Source organism: Sporosarcina limicola, assembly GCF_014873855.1.
In the GTDB taxonomy this organism is placed as follows: domain Bacteria; phylum Bacillota; class Bacilli; order Bacillales_A; family Planococcaceae; genus Sporosarcina; species Sporosarcina limicola.
On record NZ_JADBEL010000036.1, the window covers coordinates 1 to 22,940 of the forward strand.

General features: G+C 37.1%; 20 protein-coding genes and 1 pseudogene. 18 read left to right on the top strand and 3 right to left on the bottom strand.

Annotated features, from left to right (window positions below; all coding sequences use genetic code 11):
* The first annotated feature begins 1,549 nt into the window (after window positions 1–1,549).
* The 5 genes from H4683_RS18920 to H4683_RS18940 all read left to right on the top strand — a co-directional run bounded on the left by H4683_RS18920 (window position 1,550) and on the right by H4683_RS18940 (window position 7,219).
* Entirely contained in the window at window positions 1,550–2,215 is a 666-nt protein-coding gene (locus H4683_RS18920; RefSeq protein WP_192600394.1) for an HAD family hydrolase, read from the top strand.
* A gap of 5 nt (window positions 2,216–2,220) precedes the next feature.
* Window positions 2,221–2,745: an AAA family ATPase gene (locus H4683_RS18925; RefSeq protein WP_192600395.1), complete on the top strand. Its 525-nt coding sequence runs from the start codon at window positions 2,221–2,223 to the stop codon at window positions 2,743–2,745.
* 774 nt (window positions 2,746–3,519) lie between these two features.
* The gene (locus tag H4683_RS18930) at window positions 3,520–4,212 is read left to right on the top strand and encodes an ABC transporter ATP-binding protein (RefSeq protein WP_192600396.1); all 693 of its coding nucleotides are present in this window, start codon (window positions 3,520–3,522) and stop codon (window positions 4,210–4,212) included.
* Entirely contained in the window at window positions 4,209–6,143 is a 1,935-nt protein-coding gene (locus H4683_RS18935) for an ABC transporter permease (protein WP_192600397.1), read from the top strand. The genes H4683_RS18930 and H4683_RS18935 overlap by 4 nt, the downstream gene beginning before the upstream one ends.
* 62 nt (window positions 6,144–6,205) lie before the next feature.
* The gene (locus H4683_RS18940) at window positions 6,206–7,219 is read left to right on the top strand and encodes a zinc-dependent alcohol dehydrogenase family protein (protein WP_192600419.1); all 1,014 of its coding nucleotides are present in this window, start codon (window positions 6,206–6,208) and stop codon (window positions 7,217–7,219) included.
* A 163-nt stretch (window positions 7,220–7,382) separates the two neighbouring features.
* On the opposite strand, the gene H4683_RS18945 is transcribed toward H4683_RS18940, so the two are convergent.
* Together H4683_RS18945 and H4683_RS18950 are read right to left on the bottom strand one after the other, a co-directional pair.
* A complete protein-coding gene (locus H4683_RS18945; protein ID WP_225942227.1) occupies window positions 7,383–8,045 on the bottom strand; it encodes an exosporium glycoprotein BclB-related protein in 663 nt (220 codons plus the stop codon).
* A gap of 254 nt (window positions 8,046–8,299) precedes the next feature.
* Window positions 8,300–9,136: a hypothetical protein gene (locus H4683_RS18950; RefSeq protein ID WP_192600398.1), complete on the bottom strand. Its 837-nt coding sequence runs from the start codon at window positions 9,134–9,136 to the stop codon at window positions 8,300–8,302.
* 414 nt (window positions 9,137–9,550) lie between these two features.
* On the opposite strand from H4683_RS18950, the gene H4683_RS18955 reads away from it, so the two are divergent.
* The 11 genes and pseudogenes from H4683_RS18955 (at window position 9,551) to H4683_RS19005 (ending at window position 19,464) form a co-directional block, all read left to right on the top strand.
* The gene (locus tag H4683_RS18955) at window positions 9,551–10,201 is read left to right on the top strand and encodes a BMQ_0737 family morphogenetic spore coat protein (protein WP_192600399.1); all 651 of its coding nucleotides are present in this window, start codon (window positions 9,551–9,553) and stop codon (window positions 10,199–10,201) included.
* 95 nt (window positions 10,202–10,296) lie between these two features.
* Window positions 10,297–10,872 carry a hypothetical protein gene (locus tag H4683_RS18960; RefSeq protein WP_225942228.1) on the top strand — a complete coding sequence of 192 codons (576 nt, stop codon included), beginning with the start codon at window positions 10,297–10,299 and terminating at the stop codon, window positions 10,870–10,872.
* Complete coding sequence (locus H4683_RS18965) at window positions 10,865–11,155, top strand: hypothetical protein (protein ID WP_192600401.1); 291 nt, start codon at window positions 10,865–10,867, stop codon at window positions 11,153–11,155. The genes H4683_RS18960 and H4683_RS18965 overlap by 8 nt, the downstream gene beginning before the upstream one ends.
* 53 nt (window positions 11,156–11,208) lie before the next feature.
* Window positions 11,209–12,165: a coiled-coil domain-containing protein gene (locus tag H4683_RS18970; RefSeq protein ID WP_192600402.1), complete on the top strand. Its 957-nt coding sequence runs from the start codon at window positions 11,209–11,211 to the stop codon at window positions 12,163–12,165.
* 247 nt (window positions 12,166–12,412) lie between these two features.
* The gene (locus tag H4683_RS18975) at window positions 12,413–12,931 is read left to right on the top strand and encodes a 3-phosphoshikimate 1-carboxyvinyltransferase (RefSeq protein WP_192600403.1); all 519 of its coding nucleotides are present in this window, start codon (window positions 12,413–12,415) and stop codon (window positions 12,929–12,931) included.
* 94 nt (window positions 12,932–13,025) lie between these two features.
* Window positions 13,026–13,574: a GNAT family N-acetyltransferase gene (locus H4683_RS18980; protein WP_192600404.1), complete on the top strand. Its 549-nt coding sequence runs from the start codon at window positions 13,026–13,028 to the stop codon at window positions 13,572–13,574.
* A 334-nt stretch (window positions 13,575–13,908) separates the two neighbouring features.
* Window positions 13,909–14,454: a GNAT family N-acetyltransferase gene (locus H4683_RS18985; RefSeq protein ID WP_192600405.1), complete on the top strand. Its 546-nt coding sequence runs from the start codon at window positions 13,909–13,911 to the stop codon at window positions 14,452–14,454.
* A 195-nt stretch (window positions 14,455–14,649) separates the two neighbouring features.
* Complete coding sequence (locus H4683_RS18990; RefSeq protein ID WP_192600421.1) at window positions 14,650–15,867, top strand: cation:dicarboxylate symporter family transporter; 1,218 nt, start codon at window positions 14,650–14,652, stop codon at window positions 15,865–15,867.
* Window positions 15,868–16,070: 203 nt separating this feature from the next.
* On the top strand, window positions 16,071–17,741 hold the full coding sequence (locus H4683_RS18995; protein ID WP_192600406.1) for a plasmid pRiA4b ORF-3 family protein: 1,671 nt from the start codon (window positions 16,071–16,073) through the stop codon (window positions 17,739–17,741).
* A 260-nt stretch (window positions 17,742–18,001) separates the two neighbouring features.
* Complete coding sequence (locus H4683_RS19000) at window positions 18,002–18,580, top strand: cysteine hydrolase family protein (RefSeq protein WP_192600407.1); 579 nt, start codon at window positions 18,002–18,004, stop codon at window positions 18,578–18,580.
* Window positions 18,581–18,796: 216 nt separating this feature from the next.
* A pseudogene (locus H4683_RS19005) lies at window positions 18,797–19,464 on the top strand (HAD hydrolase-like protein).
* A gap of 131 nt (window positions 19,465–19,595) precedes the next feature.
* On the opposite strand, the gene H4683_RS19010 reads toward H4683_RS19005, so the two are convergent.
* Complete coding sequence (locus tag H4683_RS19010) at window positions 19,596–20,789, bottom strand: chromate transporter (protein WP_192600408.1); 1,194 nt, start codon at window positions 20,787–20,789, stop codon at window positions 19,596–19,598.
* A 204-nt stretch (window positions 20,790–20,993) separates the two neighbouring features.
* Here H4683_RS19010 and H4683_RS19015 point away from each other — a divergent pair, with 204 nt between their 5' ends.
* On the top strand, window positions 20,994–22,292 hold the full coding sequence (locus tag H4683_RS19015) for an ArsB/NhaD family transporter (RefSeq protein WP_192600409.1): 1,299 nt from the start codon (window positions 20,994–20,996) through the stop codon (window positions 22,290–22,292).
* Window positions 22,293–22,410: 118 nt separating this feature from the next.
* Entirely contained in the window at window positions 22,411–22,806 is a 396-nt protein-coding gene (locus H4683_RS19020) for a hypothetical protein (protein WP_192600410.1), read from the top strand.
* The last annotated feature ends 134 nt before the right edge of the window (window positions 22,807–22,940 follow it).

Consider the following 22,940-nt stretch of genomic DNA (forward strand, 5'->3'; position numbering starts at 1 on the left):
TTTAGGGAGCTACGCTTAGTTTTCTTACTGGATATTTATCAAGACCTGCATCCCTAAAAGGGATAAATATGGAGGAGCCGTATGCGATGACCCGCACGTACGGTTCTGTGAGAGGCGCATGAATTCATTCATGCGCCTACTCGATTTTATTCTAATCATTGTATAGTATTATTATACGTTTAAATCACTACGCTGGCAATTAATTTGTACATAATGATTTATTTTCTTAAAACTATTTACCTTTTCAATTCTCAAACGTTTTAATAGTGAATGATTAAAAAAAAAGGAAGGTTGTTCAAAATGTTTAAATCAAAAGGTTTTTTAGTAATTGCAAGTCGAATTAGTATGAAAATAAGGAATGGTTCTCGGGGGTATTGATTCGCACCGACTTTCTTTAGTAATGGAGATTCAAGGAGCGTATGTATGATATAATGGAGAAAGTAATAGAATAGGTGACTCAAGGGTGGTCGGCTCACTCCCGTACGAAAGGGGGTGGTGCCAATGTCGGTATTTGAATCGTTAATGATTGCGATAGCTTTTGCAACATTAGTCGTGTTGATACTAGCGTTTAACCATAAAAAATAACCCATCCTTGAGTTAGGCCTCAGATAGGTTATCCCGTTTGTTCGCTGATCCCCCTTGAAGGGAAACCTGCTATTACCTATTGGTCGTTCGGAATTCGCGTTCCGAACGATCTTTTTTTATTCTACTCAATCTATAACTACATTATACGTTTAAATCACTACTCTGGCAATTAATTTGTACATAATGATTTATTTTCTTAAATCTGTGTACCTTTTCAATTCTCAAACGTTTTAATAGTGAATGATTGAAAAAAGGAAAGGCTGTTCAAAATATTCAGTGGAAAATGGTTCTTAGGGGGATTGATTCGCGTTGATTTTCTTTAGTAATTGAGATTCAAGGAACGTATGTGTGATATAATGAAGAATGTAATAGAATAGATGACTCAAGGGTGGTCGGCTCACTCCCCAAGAAAGGGGGTGTTGCCAATGTCAGTATTTGAATCGTTAATGATTGCGATAGCTTTTGCAACATTAGTCGTATTAATGCTAGCATTTAACCATAAAAAATAACCCATCCTTGAGTTAAAGGCTCGTAGGGATGGGTTATTCTCACCTCGTAAGTGCTGATCCCCTTGTTGGGAATCTACTATTACAACTGATCAATCGATGCTCAAACATCGATTGATCTTTTTTTATTCTAATCAAACTATACCTTCATTATACGTTTGATCCGCGAGTCTGGCAACTAATTTGTATGGATTAGGGTTTTCATGGTTAACCCATCGGATTTAAACAAGCTTTATTTGCTCGGAACTTACTGTATCCTGGTATTCAGCTGAATACCCCATTGAATTGAATCCTTTTAGGCGTTTTTCGTGCATCATCATTAGCATATCTACGTTTGAGTCAACGTAGTCAAACATTCTACAGCTACAACATTGAATCCTCAATTAACTTAATGATAGTATTAACATACAGGATTTGTAAGAATTCACTAGCTAACAAAAAGGAATGGGAGTGTAACAATGATCAAAGCGGTACTATTTGATTTGGACGGGACATTGTTAAATCGAGATGCATCTATAGAAAGATTCGCCAATGCACAGTACGAGCATTTATATGAATACGTCAAGCATATCCCAAGAAAGAAGTATGTTTCAAGGTTTATCGAGTTAGATTGTCGTGGATACGTCTGGAAAGATGAGGTGTATCAACAAATGATTGAAGAGTTTAATCTAACGGGATTATCCTGGGAACATTTGCTTAAAGATTATGTAGACCATTTTAAAAACCACTGTGTACCTTTTCCAAACCTTAGTAAAATGTTAGCATCTCTGAAAAGTAAATCGATTGTATTAGGAATTATCAGTAATGGAAAAGGAAAATTCCAAATAAATAATATTAAGGCGTTAGGCATTGAAAACTATTTTGAAACGATTTTAATTTCTGAAGCGGAAGGGATTAAAAAGCCAGATCCACGAATATTTAAGAAAGCTTTACAGAAACTTCATGTATCTGCAGCCGACTGTCTTTTTGTCGGAGATCATCCTGAAAATGATGTGAAAGCAGCACAAAATGTAGGAATGATAGGAGCTTGGAAGAAGAATTTACAATGGAGTAATGTGGATGCCGATTTTATCGTGACCGATCTAATGGAAATACTAACAATTGTCGAGCGTTTTGAGGTGTGATTAAAATGGAAAGTAAGAGTCCTAACAAAATACATATTATCGGATCAGTTGGGAGTGGGAAAACAACATTAGCAAAATGGCTATCAACAAAGTTGGATATCCCGTTCTACGAATTAGACAATATTGTTTGGAAAAGGCATAAATCTGGAGATATAAGAAGAAATGACGAAGAAAGGGACGAATATCTGAGTACCCTAGTCGACTCAGATAGTTGGATTATAGAAGGTGTACATTATGAATGGGTACTTCAAAGTTTTCAGAAGGCAGACTTGATTATTGTCTTAGATACAGCCTATTCTAAAAGGACAGTTAGAATTATTAAGCGGTTTATCCTACAAAAAGTCGGACTTGAGCAAGCGAACTATAAACCGACATTCGAAATACTTAGGAGAATGTTTACTTGGAATGCTAATTATGAAAAGGACAGTAAACCTGAAATAGTAGCTATACTTAGCCAGTATAATGACAAATTGATAATTTTAAAAAATGATAGTGAGATTGAGGAATACTTCAGTTGGCTGAATGCTTAAACCTTTCATCACGAATCGTTGGATTGTCGCATATTATTTCATCTTGGGACGCTGACACCCTAACAGGGAATCCGTTATTGCATTGATTGTTCGGAATTCGCGTTCTGAGAGATTTTTTTTCACTTTATTCAGATCTTACTTTTATTCTATGTCTGAGTCGGTTAACTTTTAAATTGTTGAAATCATCCCATTAACGGGATGTGGATTTCCAATCCTGCATTCGACTAGATTTTACTGATTCACGGCCAAATTAAATTAATTAAAACTTTCTGAAAAATTAAAAGGTTTCGCCAAACGTTGTAGAATACTACTAATTAAGGATACTGTAATGGATTAATAATTAATATTTTAATCTATTGCAGTAAACTAAAAGATTTCGGCTACAGCGGAACTATACAACTACAACAGACTGTTCATGACTATGCAAATAATACTACGACGGCAACGTATAGAGGCACAGTTCATTGTCATGGAGCATGTCCAATTTGAAGTTGCTTAAACCCGTTATTCACAATAATTGGCTGGACATTGTAAAAAAAGAGGTTACTCTTCTCACCTACATGACCTAACTCAATAGAGCATAGCAAATTCGTGAATAACCTCTTAAGCAGTATAAAAAACCTATGCACTACTATTTTGTAGTAGTACATAGGTTTTTTTATTCTATTATCAATTTCTGTCCAAAATCAACAGAGGTGATGCTAAATATGAAAACACCGAAAAGAGAAAGACTTTGGAAAAAAATGTAAAATATCAATAGAATGGCGTGATTCCATGGCAATAGAAATTATATGTACTGAACTAGGAAAGTCGTACATAGGTGATGGTGTAACAACTAATGCACTACAAAACATTAATTTAACATTCTCAAAGGGCGAATTTACGGCGATTATCGGGCCTTCGGGTTCTGGAAAATCTACTTTACTTAGTTTAATTGGTACATTAGATAAGCCGACAACCGGGAAAATTCAATATGATGGCGAAGAAATTATGAATAAAAGCAAAAATAAGATAGCGGACTTTCGTTTTGAAGAAGTTGGTTTCATTTTTCAGCAATTTCATCTGCTCCCTACGTTGACAGCATTAGAAAATGTACTTACCCCGTTATTTGCACAGAAAGTTGCCTATAAAAAGCATCGACGTGGGGAAGAGGTTCTTGAACAAGTTGGTTTAGCCGATAAAATGAATTCCCTCCCCTCTCAATTATCCGGTGGACAACAACAGCGAGTTGCGATTGCCCGTGCAATCGTCCATAAACCAAACTGGCTATTCGCTGACGAGCCTACAGGTAATTTAGATACGGAAACGGGTGAACGTATTTTTGAATTGCTTCGGCAACTGAATAAAGATAAAGAATGCGGAGTTATTTTTGTAACACATAATCCAAAACTTGCTGCGAAAGCAGACCGCATGATTACGATGAAAGATGGTGGAGTCATTTCAGATCAACCAGGTGAATCAAAATGATCCGATTTATTTGGCGAAATTGGTGGCGGAACAAAGAACGCTTTATATTATTGGTTGTTGGTGCATTGGTTATTAGTTCTGGATTAACGTATTTAATTGGGCTATCCGAAACAAATAAAGGGACGATTGTTGATGAACTGCAACAGCGGTGGTCTGCCTCTTATGATATCGTCGTCCGTCCCCAAGGAAGCCGCACTATTACTGAGGAGGTAAATCTTCTTGAACCCAATTATTTGAGTGGCTTAAGCGGTGGGATTAGTATAGAGCAATATGAAAAAATTAAAGCAATGTCAGACATCGAAGTAGCTGCACCAATCGCAATGATTGGTTACGCTGATTATCCGGTTAAATTGACTGAATTCGAATTAGAAAAAGAAGGCATTTATCGTGTGCATCAGGAAGTAATTAATGGTAATGGCATTAAAGAGCTATCATCTTCCAGTAATAATTACTATGCATTCGGCGACTGGGATATCCTCCAGGAAAACCTCTCAATAGAAGTAAGATCGAATAACTATTTAGGTCACAAACTCGACTACTTATTCGTCATGAGATCGATGTTACTTGCTGGAATAGATCCTGAACAAGAAGCTAAACTTGTTGGACTAGACAAATCTATTATCATTGGGGATGAACCTATTTCTGCTATCCGCATAAAAGTAGCGGGCGTTTCCGACTTGACAGAAGAAAGTCAACAACTATTAGAACAAGTTGCCCAAAACATTGAAAATGAAACAGGGCTACTTACGGATATCACATTAGGATCTTCACCACAACCCACCTTAACTCATGTCCCGGCAGTAACTAACCAAGAAGAATTAGGATGGTTTCAGCAACCGTGGGTGAAAATAGGTTCATCCATGACTATTTTCAAAGAGGCTAAGATTGGATTATTGGGTCTTATTGTAAGCGTCATAGCAGTTGCGATTGTCTATGTTTGGGCATCCGGTCTGGTATCACTGTTAGCAAGGAGAAAAGAGTTTGCTTTATTACTTGCGGTTGGTTGGCGACCGAATCAATTAAGCCGATTACTATTTTTAGAGTCTTCTATACTAGGGGTTTTTGTGGCAATCATCTCCTGGATGATGCTTGGCTTTGTATATGTATCTGGAGAAGCTACGCTATCACCGATACGCTTTCTATTGACAGGACTATTCGGATTTATGGTTTATTTGCTTGGAGCAGTAATCCCTGCTCTGTTAGTTCGGACTATTTCTCCGTATGAAACGATGCGAACGGGTGAGATTTCGAATACAAGTAAGCGGTTGTTAAAAACAAGAGGATTGTCTTCCATGGCATTTAATCATTTTATTGGAAAGTGGAAGCGAAGTTTGCTCTCAATTATTGCAATTTCCTTACCAACTAGTCTACTCGGATTATTTTTATACATTACAATCCGTTTAAAAGGTGTCATGTATACGACATGGCTTGGACAATATGTCGCGTTAGAAGTTGGGCCTGTCCATTACGCGGCGATGATCGTGACGTTACTTATTGCAATCTTAACAACTGCTGAAATCATGTGGCAAAATATCGCTGAGCGACAACAGGAAATTGCTCTATTAAAAGCGGTTGGTTGGAAAAATAGAAATGTCCGATTTCTTATCTTGACGGAAGGAATGTTTAGTGGACTCTTTGCGGCCATTATCGGACTCACACTTACATTCGGGATGATGTGGGGTCTGTATCGTCAATTTCCAACAGAAGAACTATTATTCATTCTTTCAACAGGGATCGTTCCTATACTAATCGGACTCGTTGGAACGATAATTCCCGCTGAAAGAGCAGTTCGGATTTCTCCTAATCAAGGGATGGGAGGGAACTTTTCAAATCGGAAAGCAGTAGAAAGGCGTATGAAATGGGTCCTTATAACGGCTCTACTCTTGTTAGCTGGAGGATTTATTTACACGGTTATACAAGTTGTAGCTTAGGGATAAAGGTATGAGAGAAGTAATCAAATCAAATTAATTAAGCGAGAAGGAGATTGATGATCTTGATTGCCAAATGCATTAAATTTCATGAATTCGGAACTCCTAATGAAGTGTTGAAAGTTGAAGAGAAAATTGTTCATCCTCCTTTGGAAGGTGAGGTCCTCGTGAGAATGAGGATGTGTCCTATTAATCCATCTGATTTAATTCCTATAAAAGGAGCTTATTCACACCGAATTTCTTTACCCGGCATTCCTGGTTACGAGGGTGTTGGTATTGTAGAGGAGGTAGGATCTGCAGTTTCTAAAGAATTAATTGGGCGGCGTGTTCTACCTTTGCGTGGCGAAGGTACTTGGCAGGAATTTGTTAAAACGGCAGCGGAGTTGGCAGTTCTTGTACCAAATTCGATTGATGATTATACAGCAGCACAACTGTATATTAACCCGTTAACTGCATGGATTATATGCACTGAGGAACTGAAGTTGAAACCTGGCGATACATTACTCGTAAATACTTGTGGTTCTGCCATTGGTCGTATTTTTGCTCAGTTAGCAAGGACTCTCGGCTTTCGATTGATTGCAGTTACTAGAAATAATACATATACCAAAGAGTTAATGGAACTAGGTGCAACGCATGTCATAAATACAGCAGGATTCTCGTTACAAGACACAGTTATGGAGTTAACAAATGGGCGCGGAGTGGATGCGGCAATTGATTCGATTGGTGGGCCAGCAGGTGCAGCATTAGTATTTTGTATTCGACCGAATGGCGTTTTATTAACAATTGGGCTGTTATCGGGAATACCTGTAAATTGGCCAGAAGTCACAAATAAGGTAAATATACAAGTTAAGCTATTTCACTTAAGACACTGGAATCAACGTGTTTCAATACAGACTTGGCAAGAAACATTTAATCACTTAATAGAACTAATCGAACAGAATCGATTGAAGTTTATGATATCAGAACTTCAATTTAATCTGCTGGAGATACAGAAAGCTGTTCATGTAGCTGAATCATTGAAAAGTAATAAGGGGAAGGTTTTTTTAACTTTATTCAGCAAGGATTTGAACCCCTGCTGAATTGTCTACACTTTGCATCCATCTCACCACTTCTTGAAGTGGTGAGATGGATGCAGTGAAATATAAAAAATCCCCTTTACATTGTTGAAATGAAAGGGGATTGCATAAAAAACAGTTGTTGCGTATTGTTCCTATTGACCTTTGTTTCTATTGTAACAGGGGGTTACTCGATAGTTAGACCTGCACTTGCATTACCCGTAACCGCATTAATCAGAGTGAGTCCGGTTGCGGTTATTGAAAACACCATTACCAAGTTGTCTCCTACTGCTACTGGTACGGCTGGGATACTCGCCGAACCAAAAGTTATGGCACCTATGGCTAGCGGTCCTACTAGGGACGGGGCTAAATCTACAGTTGCGCCTGTAGCGGTGTAGATATTACTTCCTGCTGGTGCGCGATAAACTTGTGCCTTGACAGTTATTGTTCCAGCGACTGCCACTGCTGCAGCTACACTAAAAGATGCGGAAATAGCTGTTAGATTACCTGCTCGCGGAACCGTAAAGGCTTCGTTTAGCAGACTTGTCAAGTCTATCGTGTTGCCAAGAATGGTTACACCGGGAATGGAAGTACCAAATCCGACGAGACTGGTCGTTCCAACTAATCCACCTGCGATAGAAGTTAAAACAGCGGGTACGAGACCTGAAGAGAATGGGATAATCGTACCCTTGTTAGCTGGCGGGATTATACAAGCCGCGTCAATAGCTCTGAACGGTCCAACCACCGTGCAATTGATTTTTCCACTACCGGCCGATTGGCATCCAGAGCCTGACTGAAAACCTCCGTGACATCCGTGACAACCATGCATTTTGAAATTAGTAGAATTCATATTAACACCTCCTTTCTCCATTATCCTATTCAAAGTACTTGCAGGGCGGACGGGCTACTAACTACTTGTTATTTACAGTTTTGAATTTTTACAGCGTAATGCGGCTTCTTTGGAGCATCTGTATGAATAGCCTACTTTCATTAGTAATTTCGTATTAAAAAAACAGCCACTTTGACAATAAGTCAGAGTGGCTGTAGCATGATCTGTCGGTTTTTAATTTTTTATTAATCAGATTGTTTTTCGGGGGTTTTGAATTAATTCCTTTTTCGGAAAAATTTAAAAAACGATAAAGCTTCTCTGCCATTCTTTTCTTTTTGTTCTGTTTCGTTAGAAATCTCAAGCATGTCGATTTCTTCCTTACTTATATCTATTATCTTCTCGATTGGAGCGGCATCATGCAGATTATCAAATTTTTCTGTCACTATTTCTATTGTTTCAGGTTCACTATCAGTTAGGATGAAAGATCTAGTAGGATTTATTTTTATTGGAGTTGCTTGCTTTTTTGCAATGTTATTTGTATTGATTATTGATTGTGTGTTCACATTTCTGAACAGACCATTATATATTTGGTTAGGATTAATGCTGCTTGAAGGAAAACTTTGTTTATTGAAATGCTGATCCTTTTCCTGATACTGCTTCTGAAAATCAATGCTTTCTGTAGGTGTTACATGACTCGGAACTTCTTGGATGCTACTAGCTCGTTGCAGTTGCTTAAAAGAGGGTGGAAGGTTATTTTTTTGAATAGAAGAAATGGCTGTTTGGTCTTTGGCATAAGTAGTTTCTTCTATAATAAGATTCACCTCATTCTTCTTGTTTTTATTTTCAGGATTTGAAGAATCCTGAAAATCTACCGAAGTATTTATTTCTTCTATAACAGGTTCACTATTACTACTTTTAAATTTATTAATAATTAATGAAATATTTTGATTCAGCTCTTCGACAGTGTGGTTAAAGGAGTCTATCTGAACCGAAAAATTTTTAATTTGTTGCTCGTACTCCTCTACTTGTGTACTTTGTTTTCCATCCATTGTTTCCATTGCTTCTTTTAAATTTGAAACTTGCGCTTTAAAACCATTAAATTCGCTTTCCAATAAAAGATAATCGTCAACTGAATTGCCCGTTTTCAATGTGGTTAAAGTATCTCGATATATTGCGATTTTCTGTTTCAGTTTTTCAATGTCCTGAGTGGAGCACATTTTAGAATATTCTATAATTTTTCACCCCTTTGTGTATATTAATATACTATTAATGAGCTTTTCACGACGTGACAAATTGTTTACGCCTAAGCGTAAACAATTTGTCACTTTTACGTCGTATGAAAATAGGATAAAGAACGAAACTTTCGGAAAATTAACCCTGTAAGACTATATAGGTATAGATTTCTTCTATCCCATTAAGGTGCAATTTAAAAAATATCTCGATAAGTTATTTTTGTGCCTATACACTAATTTCTTCACATCATATGCTACGAATGAAAGAAAAAAAATTTGGAGGTGTCTGCAAGCATGCAAGAAAAAAAGCCATGTCACGGTCAAGAGCTAATATGTATAAATGTCGATAAGGTGTATGATTGGATTGTTAAAGAAAAGTCGTTTGATATTTCTCCAACGGGAGCAATTTCTTTTCCTGGAATAACTCCAACGACTAGTTTAGTTGGTGCGACTGTTACATGTGAAGTGACTCCCGCTGCATCGAATCCAATCGTCATCTTACATCGTGAGGATCGCCCATTTTGCATTGATGGCAAAACTGTATGTCTTCAACAGCTTAATATTCAAAAGAATTTTGTTGTAACGATTATCGTTACTTTACCAAATGGAACCATGTTTAGAAGTTCGCATATTCCAGTTTCTCGTTGTGAACAAGTCACCTTATGTGCGCCTGAAGGAACAGACGTTGAAATTACGTACACAGAACTAAATTGCTTCGTGTGTACTACAGGTACTCTCACTCCAGGTACAGGTACAATCACATTCTCTGCTCTAACAATCTCAGTTGCTACTTGCCAAAGCATTCAATCGACATTCCCAGTTACTGTTGAATTTTTAGCTGACTACTGTGAACCAAGAGATGATTTACCAACTGCTTGCCCGCCACCAATTCGCCCGCAACAATGCTCTGTTGTTTTCCCTGATGTCGGTAAGTGTTGTCACTGATGTTGGCCAATGGTGCTAATGGGGAGGTACCAAACATATTATAAAGAGAGGATATTTCTCTCTTTATTTTTGTTTTTGAAAAGGGGTAGGGAATGGTGAGACATGATCGAAATGATGTGGAAGCGAAGGTTTCAAAGCTTCAGCATCAAACGAAGTCATATTTAAATGAAATTAAAGGGTTAGTAGATGAACTCAATAATTCTGCTAGAATGAAAATGATTAGCTATTTTACTTATTCACTAAACATCTCCCACAATCTCGAGCAGGAGAGCTTATGTCTGGGATCTTACCATGTACGTAATATGGGGAATCAGTCAATTACAAATCCTCATGTATGTATAAAAATCCCTAAAAATTCTCCATTCTCCTTTTCAGGGAGGTATGTTCATGAAAACTTTAAGCAGTCATTGAAGAGTGCAGATGGATGGGAACGAATAAATGAAAGAACGAGTAAAGAGGAATTTTGGCTTAAACCTTTAGGCGTAACCTCCATTGAACCTAATGAAACCATTTCGTTTTCAAATTTCCAGGTTAAATGGTCACCTAAAGAATCTTATGCAGGTAGTATCACGGGATTTACGTATTGTGATCAAATGAAAGATGGAATAGCTGTGATTAATCCCATTAATCTTAATGGAACTGTCCGTATACAGGGGGATGAGGATGAGTGATGTAGATGGTAACGAACAAGACTTGTTAGTAAAGCATGTAATTCGCCAATTTATGAAAAATCAGCTTAATGAGCTTAAAGAAGAAAAACAGGAAGGCAACAATAGTTTTGTCTTTTTAGAGAATAGTACATTGAATATGTTGATTATCCATTTGTTAATGAACGGTGGACGTCAAACTTCTAGAGAAATGAATGATGATTTTTTAGGGGAGCTTGAACAGGTCATCGTAGAAACCAAGAAAGAATTTGAAGAAGTCATCATGTTACTAAAAGAAAAGCTTTAATTTCAGCTGATGAAGCCTTTGCTTTACGAACATCCGTGATGGGAGGTATTGGTGTGAATAGTGAATATATTAAAAATAACGATCCTCTACAACTTCAACAAATGATTATCTTTTTAAAAGCAGAATTGGCTAAATATAAATATGAAGTTGAAAAATACAAAGATGGCTATCACTATTCTCTAGTAGAAGAACTTGAACAAGAAAATCTACAATTAACAAACGAAAAAAATGAATTATCAGAGGAACTATATAAGTTAAATCAAGAATTTGAAAAGCGGACTCGTGATTATAAAGAAAGTGTTCATTCACATGAAATGCAGAGAAAAAAATATGTCACTTCTATTGATGCTCTGCGGAAAACAAAAACTGATTTACGGCCGATTAACAAACAGTTGTCTGAAGTTATTAAAAAGTTGAAAGTTGGATTCAATACCGATCAATATAGGAACCGAAAGCATGACAGACAAGTCACTTTACTTCATAAAAAGCTTTCGGATAATAAAACGACTATAGAGCAGCTTGAATATAAGCTTGTTGATCTCATTCAAGAAGCAAATAAACAAGTACATACCCAAATAGAAAAGTTAGATGTAACCAACAATGAACGTATCCAGTCTGAGAAAGTAAGTCAGTATTTACTAAAAGAAATAGAAGAAAAAAATGATGCTATAATGAAATTGCAGAAAGAAATATCGGATTTAAAAGAACAAAATGAAAAGAATAATAATACTAGTACCCTAGTAGAAAAAAGTCTGAGCCAGATGCATGCTATTCAAGCAGGTATGACCTCATGCTCTTCAACAGATACACCTACTGTACATTCTGAAACATTTATGCAAGTAGAACATCAAATGAAAAATGTATTGGCCCAATCGTTGGATTACGAAGAAAAGTTGGGTGCCAAGTTACTTATACTTAACGATTTGGAACTTAAATTAGAGAATCTTACTGAAGAAATTGCTGATATAAAAGTCTTGAATTTAGGAGGGAAAATTTTGAGGAAGTTTTGACAATCAAGTTGTGATGATACTACTTGAATTTAACTATAAAAATAGCCCATCCTCGAGTCAGCAGCTCATGAGGATGGGTTATTTCACGATGGAAGTGCCGATTCACTTGTAGAGAACCGACGATTAAATTGACCACTGGGAATTCGAAAATACGTATGAATATTGTGCAGAGTGATATAATTTCCATTCTATGATAGAATAATATGAAAAAAGTTCTAAAAATTCTATTTTCGAAAGGGTGTTTAATTTGAGTAGTGCAGATTTGAAAGCACGATCGCCATGGTCAACTTTGAATAATGTGCAAAGCGTAAGCCTCTCTCCGCCAGAAACACACTCTATTGACGGAGAAATAAGCATTCCAGGGAGCAAAAGTCTCACAAACCGAGCGTTAATACTAGCTGCTTTAGCAAACGGGACTTCAACGTTGTCTGGAATTCTGAAAAGTGATGATTCGTATTGGTGTATCGATGCACTCAATAGACTAGGCATCAAGACCGAAGTAGAAGGCGATATGATTACGGTGCATGGCAATAATGCAGTTTGGCCAAATGACAATACTGATTTATACATAGGTGCTGCGGGTACAATTGCTCGTTTTCTTCCTGGCGCCCTAGCTGTTGCAAAAAAAGGTAGTTGGGTGATAGAAGCGAGTAACAGAATGAGTGAACGTCCTGTTAAACCCTTAATTGACGCCCTTACAGAAATGGGTGCGGCTATTGACTATCTAGATAAAGACGGCTATTTCCCTCTCAGAATAACAGCATAATTAATCACCTTTATATTTTGCTTGTAGTGGGATTGTTTGATTCACATTTTAAGTTGATTTTCTAGTATTAAATTGAGATAGGGGGCATTTTTTGATGATTAAACTAAAATATTTTGAGCGTTCTAATTTTAATCAATTGATGGAATGGATTGACAGCCCGGAATTTTTACTTCAGTGGGGAGGTCCATCCTTTATTTCCCCTTTAAATGAGCAACAACTAGAGAACTATATTCAAAATGCAAACAATGATAACTCTGATACTTTAATTTATTCCGTAATACATAAAGAAACTGAAAAAGTAATAGGACATATATCTTTAGGGAAAATTGACAGGAAGAACAAATCAGCAAGAGTGGGGAAAGTATTAGTTGGCGATAAGAAGGTTAGGGGACAAGGGATTGGTCAACTTTTGATGCAAGAAATACTTAAAGTTGCATTTGATGAACTAAAATTGCACAGAGTAAGTCTGGGTGTTTTTGATTTCAATAAATCTGCGATTGCTTGTTATGAGAAGGTTGGATTTATCAAAGAGGGGCTACTTAGAGATTCAAGGAAAAGTGGACATGACTATTGGAGTCTATGGGAAATGAGTATTTTAGAAAATGAATGGTTTAATAAAGCACTCGATTATGCCAACGAATGAAATCTGATATTTGGAGTTCTTTAGTATTTATTTTATCATATTGTTCAACAATTTTCGAAATATCGAACTGCTTTACGACTTGTATATTTTCAGCAAATGGTATTGGACATCTTCTACAATATTAATTACTACCTCCTTATTTTAGTTCCCTACTGCTTTGTATCGGTCAAATTCTCACTGAATGGGAAATTAATAACTACTAATGGTTTTTTTTCACTTTTGGGGTCTATTTTACAAACGTCATTTGCAGTAGTTTCGATAATAATTGCAAAAGCAGTATTTTAAAAGGCTCCAACTAACGGATTTTTTTGCGGAATAAGAAGGAGAGATTGCTATGTTCACTTATATGATTGACAATAAAATAAAATTAAAGATGCTTGATTTACAAGATGCAGAACCGTTATTTACATTAATGGATCAATCCAAAGAAAGTTTGAAGGAGTGGCTGCCATTCATCGATAATAATAAATCCTTGGCAAATACAGAGGCATTTATAAAATCGACAATGCAGCAATTCAGTGATAATAATGGATTTCAGGCAGGAATTTGGTATGAAGGAAAAATTGCAGGTGTGATAGGGTTTCATAAAATTGATTGGAATAACAAGTCGACAAGCATTGGATACTGGTTAGGTAAAGATTACGAAGGTTCGGGATTAATGACTAAATCAGTTCAAACTTTCGTAAACCATGCCATTGTTGAGTTGAATTTAAATCGAGTAGAGATTCGAGTAGCTGAAGAAAATAAGAAGAGTAGAGCCATCCCGGAGAGATTGGGCTTTATAGAAGAAGGGCGTATTCGCGAAGCTGAATGGCTATATGATCATTATGTGGACCATATTGTTTATGGAATGCTGGCTAAGAATTGGAATGTAGAATGATTTTTTTTGATTGTAGTTATGTTGATAAACACCAGCTAAGGCGCATGAATTCATTCATGCGCCTTATTCCATTTGGGAATTAGGTTATTAGTATCTCGTACGAGACTCACTATTTTACGCTTACATTCATATTGATGGCCCAGCTTGTATAAGATAGAGGAAGCAATAAAATGAGGAAGGGAGAGGGAAATGAAAATCAAGTTCAATTTGATTACACAGATTTTTATCGCATTTGTCTTAGCCATTATTTTAGGAAGTATTTTCGGCAGCTCCATTGATTTTCTAAAGCCGTTTGGAGATCTGTTTCTACGGTTAATTAAATTCATCATTGCCCCGCTCATATTATCGACACTTGTCGTTGGTGTTGCGGGAACGTCTGATCCAAAACAGCTAGGAAGAATGGGCATTAAAACGATTGTTTACTACTTAGTTACGACAGCGATTGCAATCATCATCGGTCTTGCTGTTGCATTTATATTATCTCCTGGAAAAGGAATTACAATATCCAAGATAGGATTGAGTGTTCCGGAAGCCGCCACTCAAGAACCACAAAGTGCTATTACGACAATTTTAACTATTATTCCAGAAAATCCATTTATGGCTTTGGCTGCGGGGAACATATTGCAAATTATCTTCTTCGCATTATTCATCGGTTTAGCCATTACATTTGTAGGGGCGAAAGCACAACCGGTTTATCGATTCTTTGAAGGCTTTGCAGAAGTGATGTATAAAATAACTAACATTGTTATGAAAGTGGCACCCATCGGAATTCTCGGTTTACTAGCTCCAGTTGTCGGTCAGTATGGATTATCCGTTTTACTGCCACTCGTTAAAGTAATAGCGGCCGTTTACATTGCATGCATACTTCATGCGGCGATTGTTTACTCGTCTGCTGTCAAAATATGGGGGAGAATGAGTCCCATCACGTTTTTCAAAGGAATTTCACCTGCTGCGCTCGTCGCTTTCAGTACAGCGAGTAGTGCAGGTACATTGCCAGTCACCATAAAAAATACGAATGAAAACCTCGGTGTGCCGAATAAAATATCGAGTTTCGTTCTCCCGCTTGGAGCAACGATTAATATGGATGGTACAGCCATTTATCAAGGCGTTGCAGTTGTCTTCATTGCACAGTTTTACAATCTGAATTTGTCATTCACTCAACTTTTAACTGTTGTCTTAATCACAGTCTTAGCTTCAATTGGAACTGCGGGAGTGCCGGGTGCTGGTTTGATAATGTTGGCAATGGTTTTAACCTCTGTCAATATGCCTCTCGAGGGAATCGCGCTCATCGCAGGTATCGACCGAATTTTGGATATGATGCGTACAACCGTGAACATCGTAGGAGATGCATCCGCTGCGGTTGTGGTGGCGGGAACTGAGAAAGATCGGATTGAAGTGATTCCAACTGAATGATGGTTATGCAAAGTAGTCTGACACATGAAAAGAACTAGTCTCGCGTTTTTTCGGGGCTAGTTCTTTTCATGTGTTTTATCGTGAAAAAGAGGAGCAATCTACAACTAATTCTTAATGTAAATTAATTTGTAAGTAGACCCCTGATGAGTGGCAACTTTATGATGGAAAGTTGTATAATTGAAAATAAGAAAGGGTGTATAACGTTGAACACACAAACAATCAAAGATATATGTAAAGGTGAACTGACAGAAGAAAAAATAGAGCTATTAACTGCGGAATTACAGTCATATCGTCAGGGTGAAGAAGAGGCCTTAATGGAATTTATTTTTGAAGTAATAGGAGAACTATTACAAAAAAAAGAAGTGAAAAAGGTCATCAAGCTAAAAAAAGTAATTAAAAAGGTTTTATCGAGTAACTCCAAAAATGGATTTCCTGATTCAGCAGTATCTAATCCAGAGGCGCCCAAAAAACAACCCATTCAAATGTCGTTTGAAAGCATAGCGGCTGGAAATGACGAGAAGAAGACTGGGACAGAAATAAGGACGAAAAAAACAACTATCCAGCCCGATACCTTCATTTCGACTAGCTTGGTAGCTAACTTTGACGAGTTTGCGAACTATATGAGTGGACATGCAGTTCAGCTAACGAAGACAAAAGAGTATATTTCAAGAAAACATCTTCCTACGATAAATGAACTTATGACTGAAAAATCCATAGATTGGACACCAAACACGGAGCAGGAATATTACCCATTCATTCATTTCATCTATCATTTAGCTCTAAGTGGACGACTGTTGGAAAAGGTGTCGGTTAAGTCTGGACAACTCCAACTAATAGAAACTGACCGAATGAAAATCTACAGGAAATTAACAGATGTAGAAAAATACTTCTTTTTATTGGAGACGTTTTGGGTCGATGTCAATTGGGCGAAACTTCAGGATAAACATCATAATTCCATAGCAATACAACTAGTTGAAATTTTCTCTGTGTTAAGTGGAGAAGAGCCAGAACAATCTTGGAACACAAGAGATCCCTTAACTAGGGTTGGACAGATACTAAAGGGGAATACATACGATTGGAATTATTTTCTTCTCTATTTCGAATGGCTCGGTTTATGGGTTTGTGAAGAAGATTTAGAACGAAAAGCGCAGCGCGGTAGTAAAAATGTGTATTATGCCAGAAAGATTACGATTTCGCCTTTTGGGGCGAAGATCATCCCGATTCTGCTCTTTTCACGTAATGCACAGGCTTGGAATATTGCGTTCCGTCGTGAAGCTGGGGAGTTCAATGCCATTCCAGGATCTGTATTAGAGGACCTGTTTACAGGGGAGTTGTCAGATGATGCTCTGGATAGGTTGCAAGTTAATACAAAAAAGGATCAAAGCGCCCAACTGTTTTTTCAACCGTTTGTGGATCTTTTTTCAAAAGATGAATTGCAGCGTACTTTGCCAAGAAACCGAAAGAAATTCATGGATGGTAGTTACACGTTCAAAGTTTCATTATCAAAAGGGACATGGAGAAAAGTAACTTTATCCGCTAAGCATACAATGGAAGATTTGCACCAAATCATTATCAAAGCATTTCAATTTGATGACGACCATCTGTACTCTTTTTTCATGGATGGTAGGAAGTGGTCCCATGATTGTATTGCATCTCCGATGGATGACTCAGGCCATGCAGATGCTTCCAAAGTACAAATTGGTGCCCAAGGATTATTCCCAAAGCAGAACTTTTTATATGTATTTGATTATGGAGACGAATGGACATTTGTCGTAGAAATAGATCAAATTAATGAAAACATCCTGGAATTAGTCAACCCATATGTGAAAGCGGAAAAGGGGAAAGCACCCCAACAGTATGCGGATTTTTATTGAAGAGATATCTGAAAATAAAAGACGTATTGAATAGCTTGTTAGCCCACCAATACGTCTAAATTAAATTCTTTTATTTTAACGTTACGCCGTAACCATTGCTACTTGTTAGATTTTGTTTACCTGTTTTACTATTTTCCAAAAAACATCAGAACTGTAGATTAGTTTTCATGAACAATGTACATTTTTTTCAAAACCCTTTTGCAACTTAGACTATAGTGGTAATAGTAGAGAGAAATAAATAAGTTTAAGGGGAAGATCTTATGAATGAAGAGAATAATGCCCTAATTATAATAGACGTACAAAAAGCTTTTGATGATAAAAAATGGGGAGAGCGAAATAATTCCCATGCAGAGGAAAATATTAAAGAAATACTAACTTTCTGGAGGGGAAGAGGGTGGCGAGTTATTCATATCCAGCATATGTCCGACAACCCGACCTCAGTATTTCATCCGAAGAGTGACAGTTTTGCTATCAAAGAATTGGTTGCGCCTATTGATGGGGAAGTCATTATAACAAAGAAAGTGAATAGTAGTTTTATTGGAACAAACTTAGAAGAGTTTCTGAAAACAAATGATTTAACCTCCGTCGTGATCACAGGGTTGACTACGCCTCATTGTGTATCCACAACTACGAGAATGAGCGGGAATTTAGGTTTTAATACATACCTGATTTCAGATGCAACAGCAGCCTTTGGTTTAACGGACCATAAGGGTGATTTTTATGATGCAGAAACTGTACACACTATTTCTTTAGCGACATTGCATGATGAATTTGCGACAATACTTACGACAGAGCAACTACTAAAAAAATTACAGTTGCCGGATAAGTGGCATATTTAGTTAGTAGAAATTTTGGGAACACCTCCATTGTTCATAGAATAAGGACATGATGTGCCATAGCCAATAAGATCATTCCAGATCAGTCAACCCCCAATAATGAGCATTAACTCAGATTCGATGCCTTCGAGAAACAATGATTTATATGGGATTGCAGCGCAAATTTTCGAATGATAGTTGATCGTACTTTTATCATATATTTGAAAGGGTGGAAAAGTTATGTCAATAACAATGATATTCGATATGGATGGCACATTGTTTCAAACAGATAAAATACTAGAGCGATCTCTAGAAGAAACGTTTGACTATTTACGATCTAATGGGTTATGGGGAAAGCAAACCCCATTGATGAGTACCGTGAGATTATGGGCGTCACATTACAGGTTGTGTGGGAAACTTTATTACCTAACCATTCAAATGAGATACGAACAACAGCAAATGAGTTTTTCCAGCAGAATCTAATTGAAAATATTAATGAGGGTAATGGTGCATTATATCCAAATGCGGAGGAAACACTTAGCTTCCTTAAAGGTAATAATTATTCAATCTTTATAGCAAGTAACGGTCTAACAGCGTATTTGAATGCAATTGTGAATTACTATAATTTAGATAGATGGGTCACTGAAACATTTAGCATTCAACAAATTAATTCGCAAAATAAGTCTGATTTGGTTAACACAATCTTGAAAAAATACGCTATTGAAAAAGGTGCTGTAATTGGTGATAGATTATCCGACATTCATGCAGCGAAAACCAATGGCCTACTAGCAATAGGATGCAATTTTGATTTTGCTCTAGAAGAAGAGCTGAAACAGGCTGATGAAATTATTGATGATTTAAAACAATTAAAGGCTATTGTGCCTACACTATTCTCGACACATAAATGATTTAAAAACACCAAATCCACCTTAACGATCCACACAGCGTAGAGGGTGGATTACTTTTTATTTGTATGAAATCAACTCACCTGAAAACTAAATCAACATATGAATAACATGTTGAAAAACGATGACTTTAATTACAGCAATGTTAATAGGGTACCGCCCACAGCCCCAGAAATCACAATAATCCAAGGTGGAAGCTTCCAATAGACAAGCATACTAAACAAAATAACGACTAACGCAAAGTCCATAGGTGCTAAAATTGAGCTCGTCCAAATGGGGTTATAAAATGCAGAGATTAATATGCCCACAACTGCTGCATTTACGCCCATTATTGCTCCTTTAATTTTGGGATTGTTTCGTAAACTATCCCAAAATGGTAAAGTACCGAGAATAAGAAGGAATGCAGGTAAAAAAACCGCGATTGTTGCGATCAAACCACCTTGCCAACCTTTCATACTAGCACCTAAATAGGTAGCAAACGTAAATAGAGGACCGGGCACTGCTTGTGCTGCACCATAACCAGCTAAAAATGACTCTTCACTTATCCAACCAGTTGATACAAATTCCTGTTCTAATAAAGGCAAAACGACATGACCACCACCGAAAACTAAAGAACCTGACCTATAAAAACTATCAAACAGAGCCACCCAGTATAATCCAGTAACTTCCCTGGTTACCGGTAAAATAAAAAGCAAACCGAAAAACAATAGTAGACATATAGCCGAAACACTTTTAGCAATCGGAAATTGCGAACTAACCTCTTCATTTTCTTGGTGTTGCTTATACAGATGGAAACCAAGGAATGCGGCTAGTAAAATAACACCAACTTGCGTAAAAGCAGTTTGCCAAAGAAGGGTGGTCAATAGTGCAAATAAAGCAATGGTTTTTCTTTTTAAATCAGGCGTCAAATTTTTTGCCATTCCAAGAATAGCATGTGCAACTATTGCTACTGCTACGATTTTTAATCCGTGTATCCATCCAGCATTTCCGATATCAGATCCCTTGAACAGCAAGGCAAAAAGAATTAGAACAACAACAGAGGGGAGTGTAAACCCTATAAAAGATATAATTCCACCTACTACTCCTGCTCGCATAACGCCTATCCCGATTCCCACTTGGCTACTCGCAGGACCGGGTAAAAATTGTGCTAAAGCAACTAAATCAGCATAGCTTTTTTCATCCATCCATTTTCTTCTACGGACATATTCTTCGTGAAAGTATCCTAAATGGGCTGTTGGTCCACCGAACGATGTCAACCCAAGTCGTGTCGAAACTAAAAGGATTTCCAAAAGGGATTTAAATCCTCTATTCGAGTTATTTTTGTTCATTGTTAACTCCTTCTTGTTATCGTAATTCGATATTGATAATCACTAACCCAAATATAGCACTTAAAATAAAATTATCTATGTCCAAGCGGAAAAATTCACATATTCTTAATAATACATGACAATAAATCAGAACAAGACAGATTAGTAACCAAATTAGAAGCGCAGGGGTTGCGCATTTCTTGTGAGTAGGGAGGAGTTAAAGCAGTGATTTCAGTAATTACAGCATCATTGATTTTCATTATTACGCTTATTTTTGTTATTTGGCAGCCTAAAAATTTATCGATTGGATGGTCTGCATGTATAGGTGCAATAATCGCTTTGTTAGTAGGGGTTGTCAATTTTCAGGATGTCATAGATGTAACAGGGATTGTATGGAATGCCACCCTCGCTTTCATCGCCATCATAATAATTTCATTAATCTTAGATGAAATCGGATTCTTCGAGTGGGCCGCTCTACATATGGCTCGATTAGCAAAAGGTAGCGGTATTCGCATGTTTGTTTACGTCAGCATTCTTGGAGCAGTAGTCGCTGCTTTATTCGCAAACGATGGCGCTGCGCTAATACTAACGCCAATTGTGCTTGCAATGGTACGAAATTTAAATTTTAACGAAAAAATGATTTTTCCATTTATTATTGCTAGTGGTTTTATTGCAGATACCACTTCGTTGCCTTTAGTCGTGAGTAACTTAGTCAATATTGTTTCGGCGGACTTTTTCGGCATCGGGTTCGTCGAATACGCATCCCGAATGATTGTACCAAACTTATTTTCTTTAGTTGCAAGTATTTTAGTGTTGCTGTTGTTCTTCCGTAAAAGTATTCCTAAAGACTATAAAATAGCGGATTTAAAACAACCGAAGGATGCTGTAAAAGATGCAAAGATGTTTCGGCTGTCTTGGGTAGTATTAAGTATCCTGCTTATCGGGTATTTCTCTAGTGAGTTTACAGGACTTCCTGTTTCAATAGTAGCTGGAACCATGGCCATATTCTTTATATTCATGGCACAAAGAAGTCCTGCCGTTCACACGAAACAAGTACTTAAAGGAGCACCTTGGGCCATCGTATTCTTCTCTATCGGGATGTATGTGGTCGTTTATGGATTGAGGAATGTCGGTCTGACGAGCCTGCTCGGTGATATCATTCAATTGGCAGCAGATCAAGGCTTGTTTATAGGTACGATTTCGATGGGCTTTATAGCAGCGATTCTATCGTCAGTTATGAATAATATGCCTACCGTCATGATTAACGCCTTGGCTATAGCAGATACGAACACAACAGGGACTATCCGTGAGGCTTTGATTTATGCAAATATTATAGGGTCTGATTTAGGCCCGAAAATTACCCCGATTGGTTCTTTGGCCACTTTATTATGGCTGCATGTTCTTTCCCAAAAAGGTGTGAAAATTGCTTGGGGTACCTATTTTAAAATCGGGATCATCTTAACAGTACCTACACTTCTCATTACACTGATCGGGCTCTATTTATGGCTGTTAATTATTTGCTAATTGCACGAACGTATGTTATAGTTTAGAGACTGATATAATCAACAGAAAGTTATTATAGATACAGCCTTGCTTGTATAAAAATAGATGCGTGATTACAGATGAATGGGAGGAAACATTTATGAGTGAAAAGCTTTTACAACAAATTTTAATTGAAATAAAAGGCATTAAGACAGAAGTGACAAGTATAAAATCAGAAATGACTAACATAAAATCAGAAATAACTAGCATAAAATCAGAAATAACTAGCATAAAATCAGAAATGATTAACATGAAAGCACAGTTGGATGAAAATACGCAAATTGTTAAAAGCATCCGTGATCGTCAAGAAGAAACTGATGCAAAACTTGAGAATCTCACAATGGATGTCCATCATATGCGTGGTGAAATGACAGCACTTACTGAATCCGTTGCATCTATTAAAGAGGAACTTGAATACACATTCCATAAAACAAATAGAAATGAAATGGAAATTTATAAGTTACGCAAAAGTAGCGTTGAAAGTAAAATTGGTTAATAAGATATTAAACCCGCAAAAATTGCAAACACTGCTTACTTTCTATGAATAATTTTGGGACAACAAACCCTCTATGCTTAAAGACGTTGTTGAAAGTGATGAAGTAGAAGAATAATCACTTTAAAAAGCCGACT

What these genes read in the sequence shown, in the direction of transcription:
- H4683_RS18930 (WP_192600396.1), top strand. Translation starts at nt 3,520, where the DNA reads ATGGCAATAGAAATTATATGTACTGAACTAGGAAAGTCGTACATAGGT.
- H4683_RS18920 (WP_192600394.1), top strand. Translation starts at nt 1,550, where the DNA reads ATGATCAAAGCGGTACTATTTGATTTGGACGGGACATTGTTAAATCGA.
- H4683_RS18980 (WP_192600404.1), top strand. Translation starts at nt 13,026, where the DNA reads ATGATTAAACTAAAATATTTTGAGCGTTCTAATTTTAATCAATTGATG.
- H4683_RS18935 (WP_192600397.1), top strand. Translation starts at nt 4,209, where the DNA reads ATGATCCGATTTATTTGGCGAAATTGGTGGCGGAACAAAGAACGCTTT.
- H4683_RS18945 (WP_225942227.1), bottom strand. Translation starts at nt 8,045, where the DNA reads ATGAATTCTACTAATTTCAAAATGCATGGTTGTCACGGATGTCACGGA.
- H4683_RS19010 (WP_192600408.1), bottom strand. Translation starts at nt 20,789, where the DNA reads ATGAACAAAAATAACTCGAATAGAGGATTTAAATCCCTTTTGGAAATC.
- H4683_RS19020 (WP_192600410.1), top strand. Translation starts at nt 22,411, where the DNA reads ATGAGTGAAAAGCTTTTACAACAAATTTTAATTGAAATAAAAGGCATT.
- H4683_RS18955 (WP_192600399.1), top strand. Translation starts at nt 9,551, where the DNA reads ATGCAAGAAAAAAAGCCATGTCACGGTCAAGAGCTAATATGTATAAAT.
- H4683_RS18925 (WP_192600395.1), top strand. Translation starts at nt 2,221, where the DNA reads ATGGAAAGTAAGAGTCCTAACAAAATACATATTATCGGATCAGTTGGG.
- H4683_RS19000 (WP_192600407.1), top strand. Translation starts at nt 18,002, where the DNA reads ATGAATGAAGAGAATAATGCCCTAATTATAATAGACGTACAAAAAGCT.
- H4683_RS18985 (WP_192600405.1), top strand. Translation starts at nt 13,909, where the DNA reads ATGTTCACTTATATGATTGACAATAAAATAAAATTAAAGATGCTTGAT.
- H4683_RS18965 (WP_192600401.1), top strand. Translation starts at nt 10,865, where the DNA reads ATGAGTGATGTAGATGGTAACGAACAAGACTTGTTAGTAAAGCATGTA.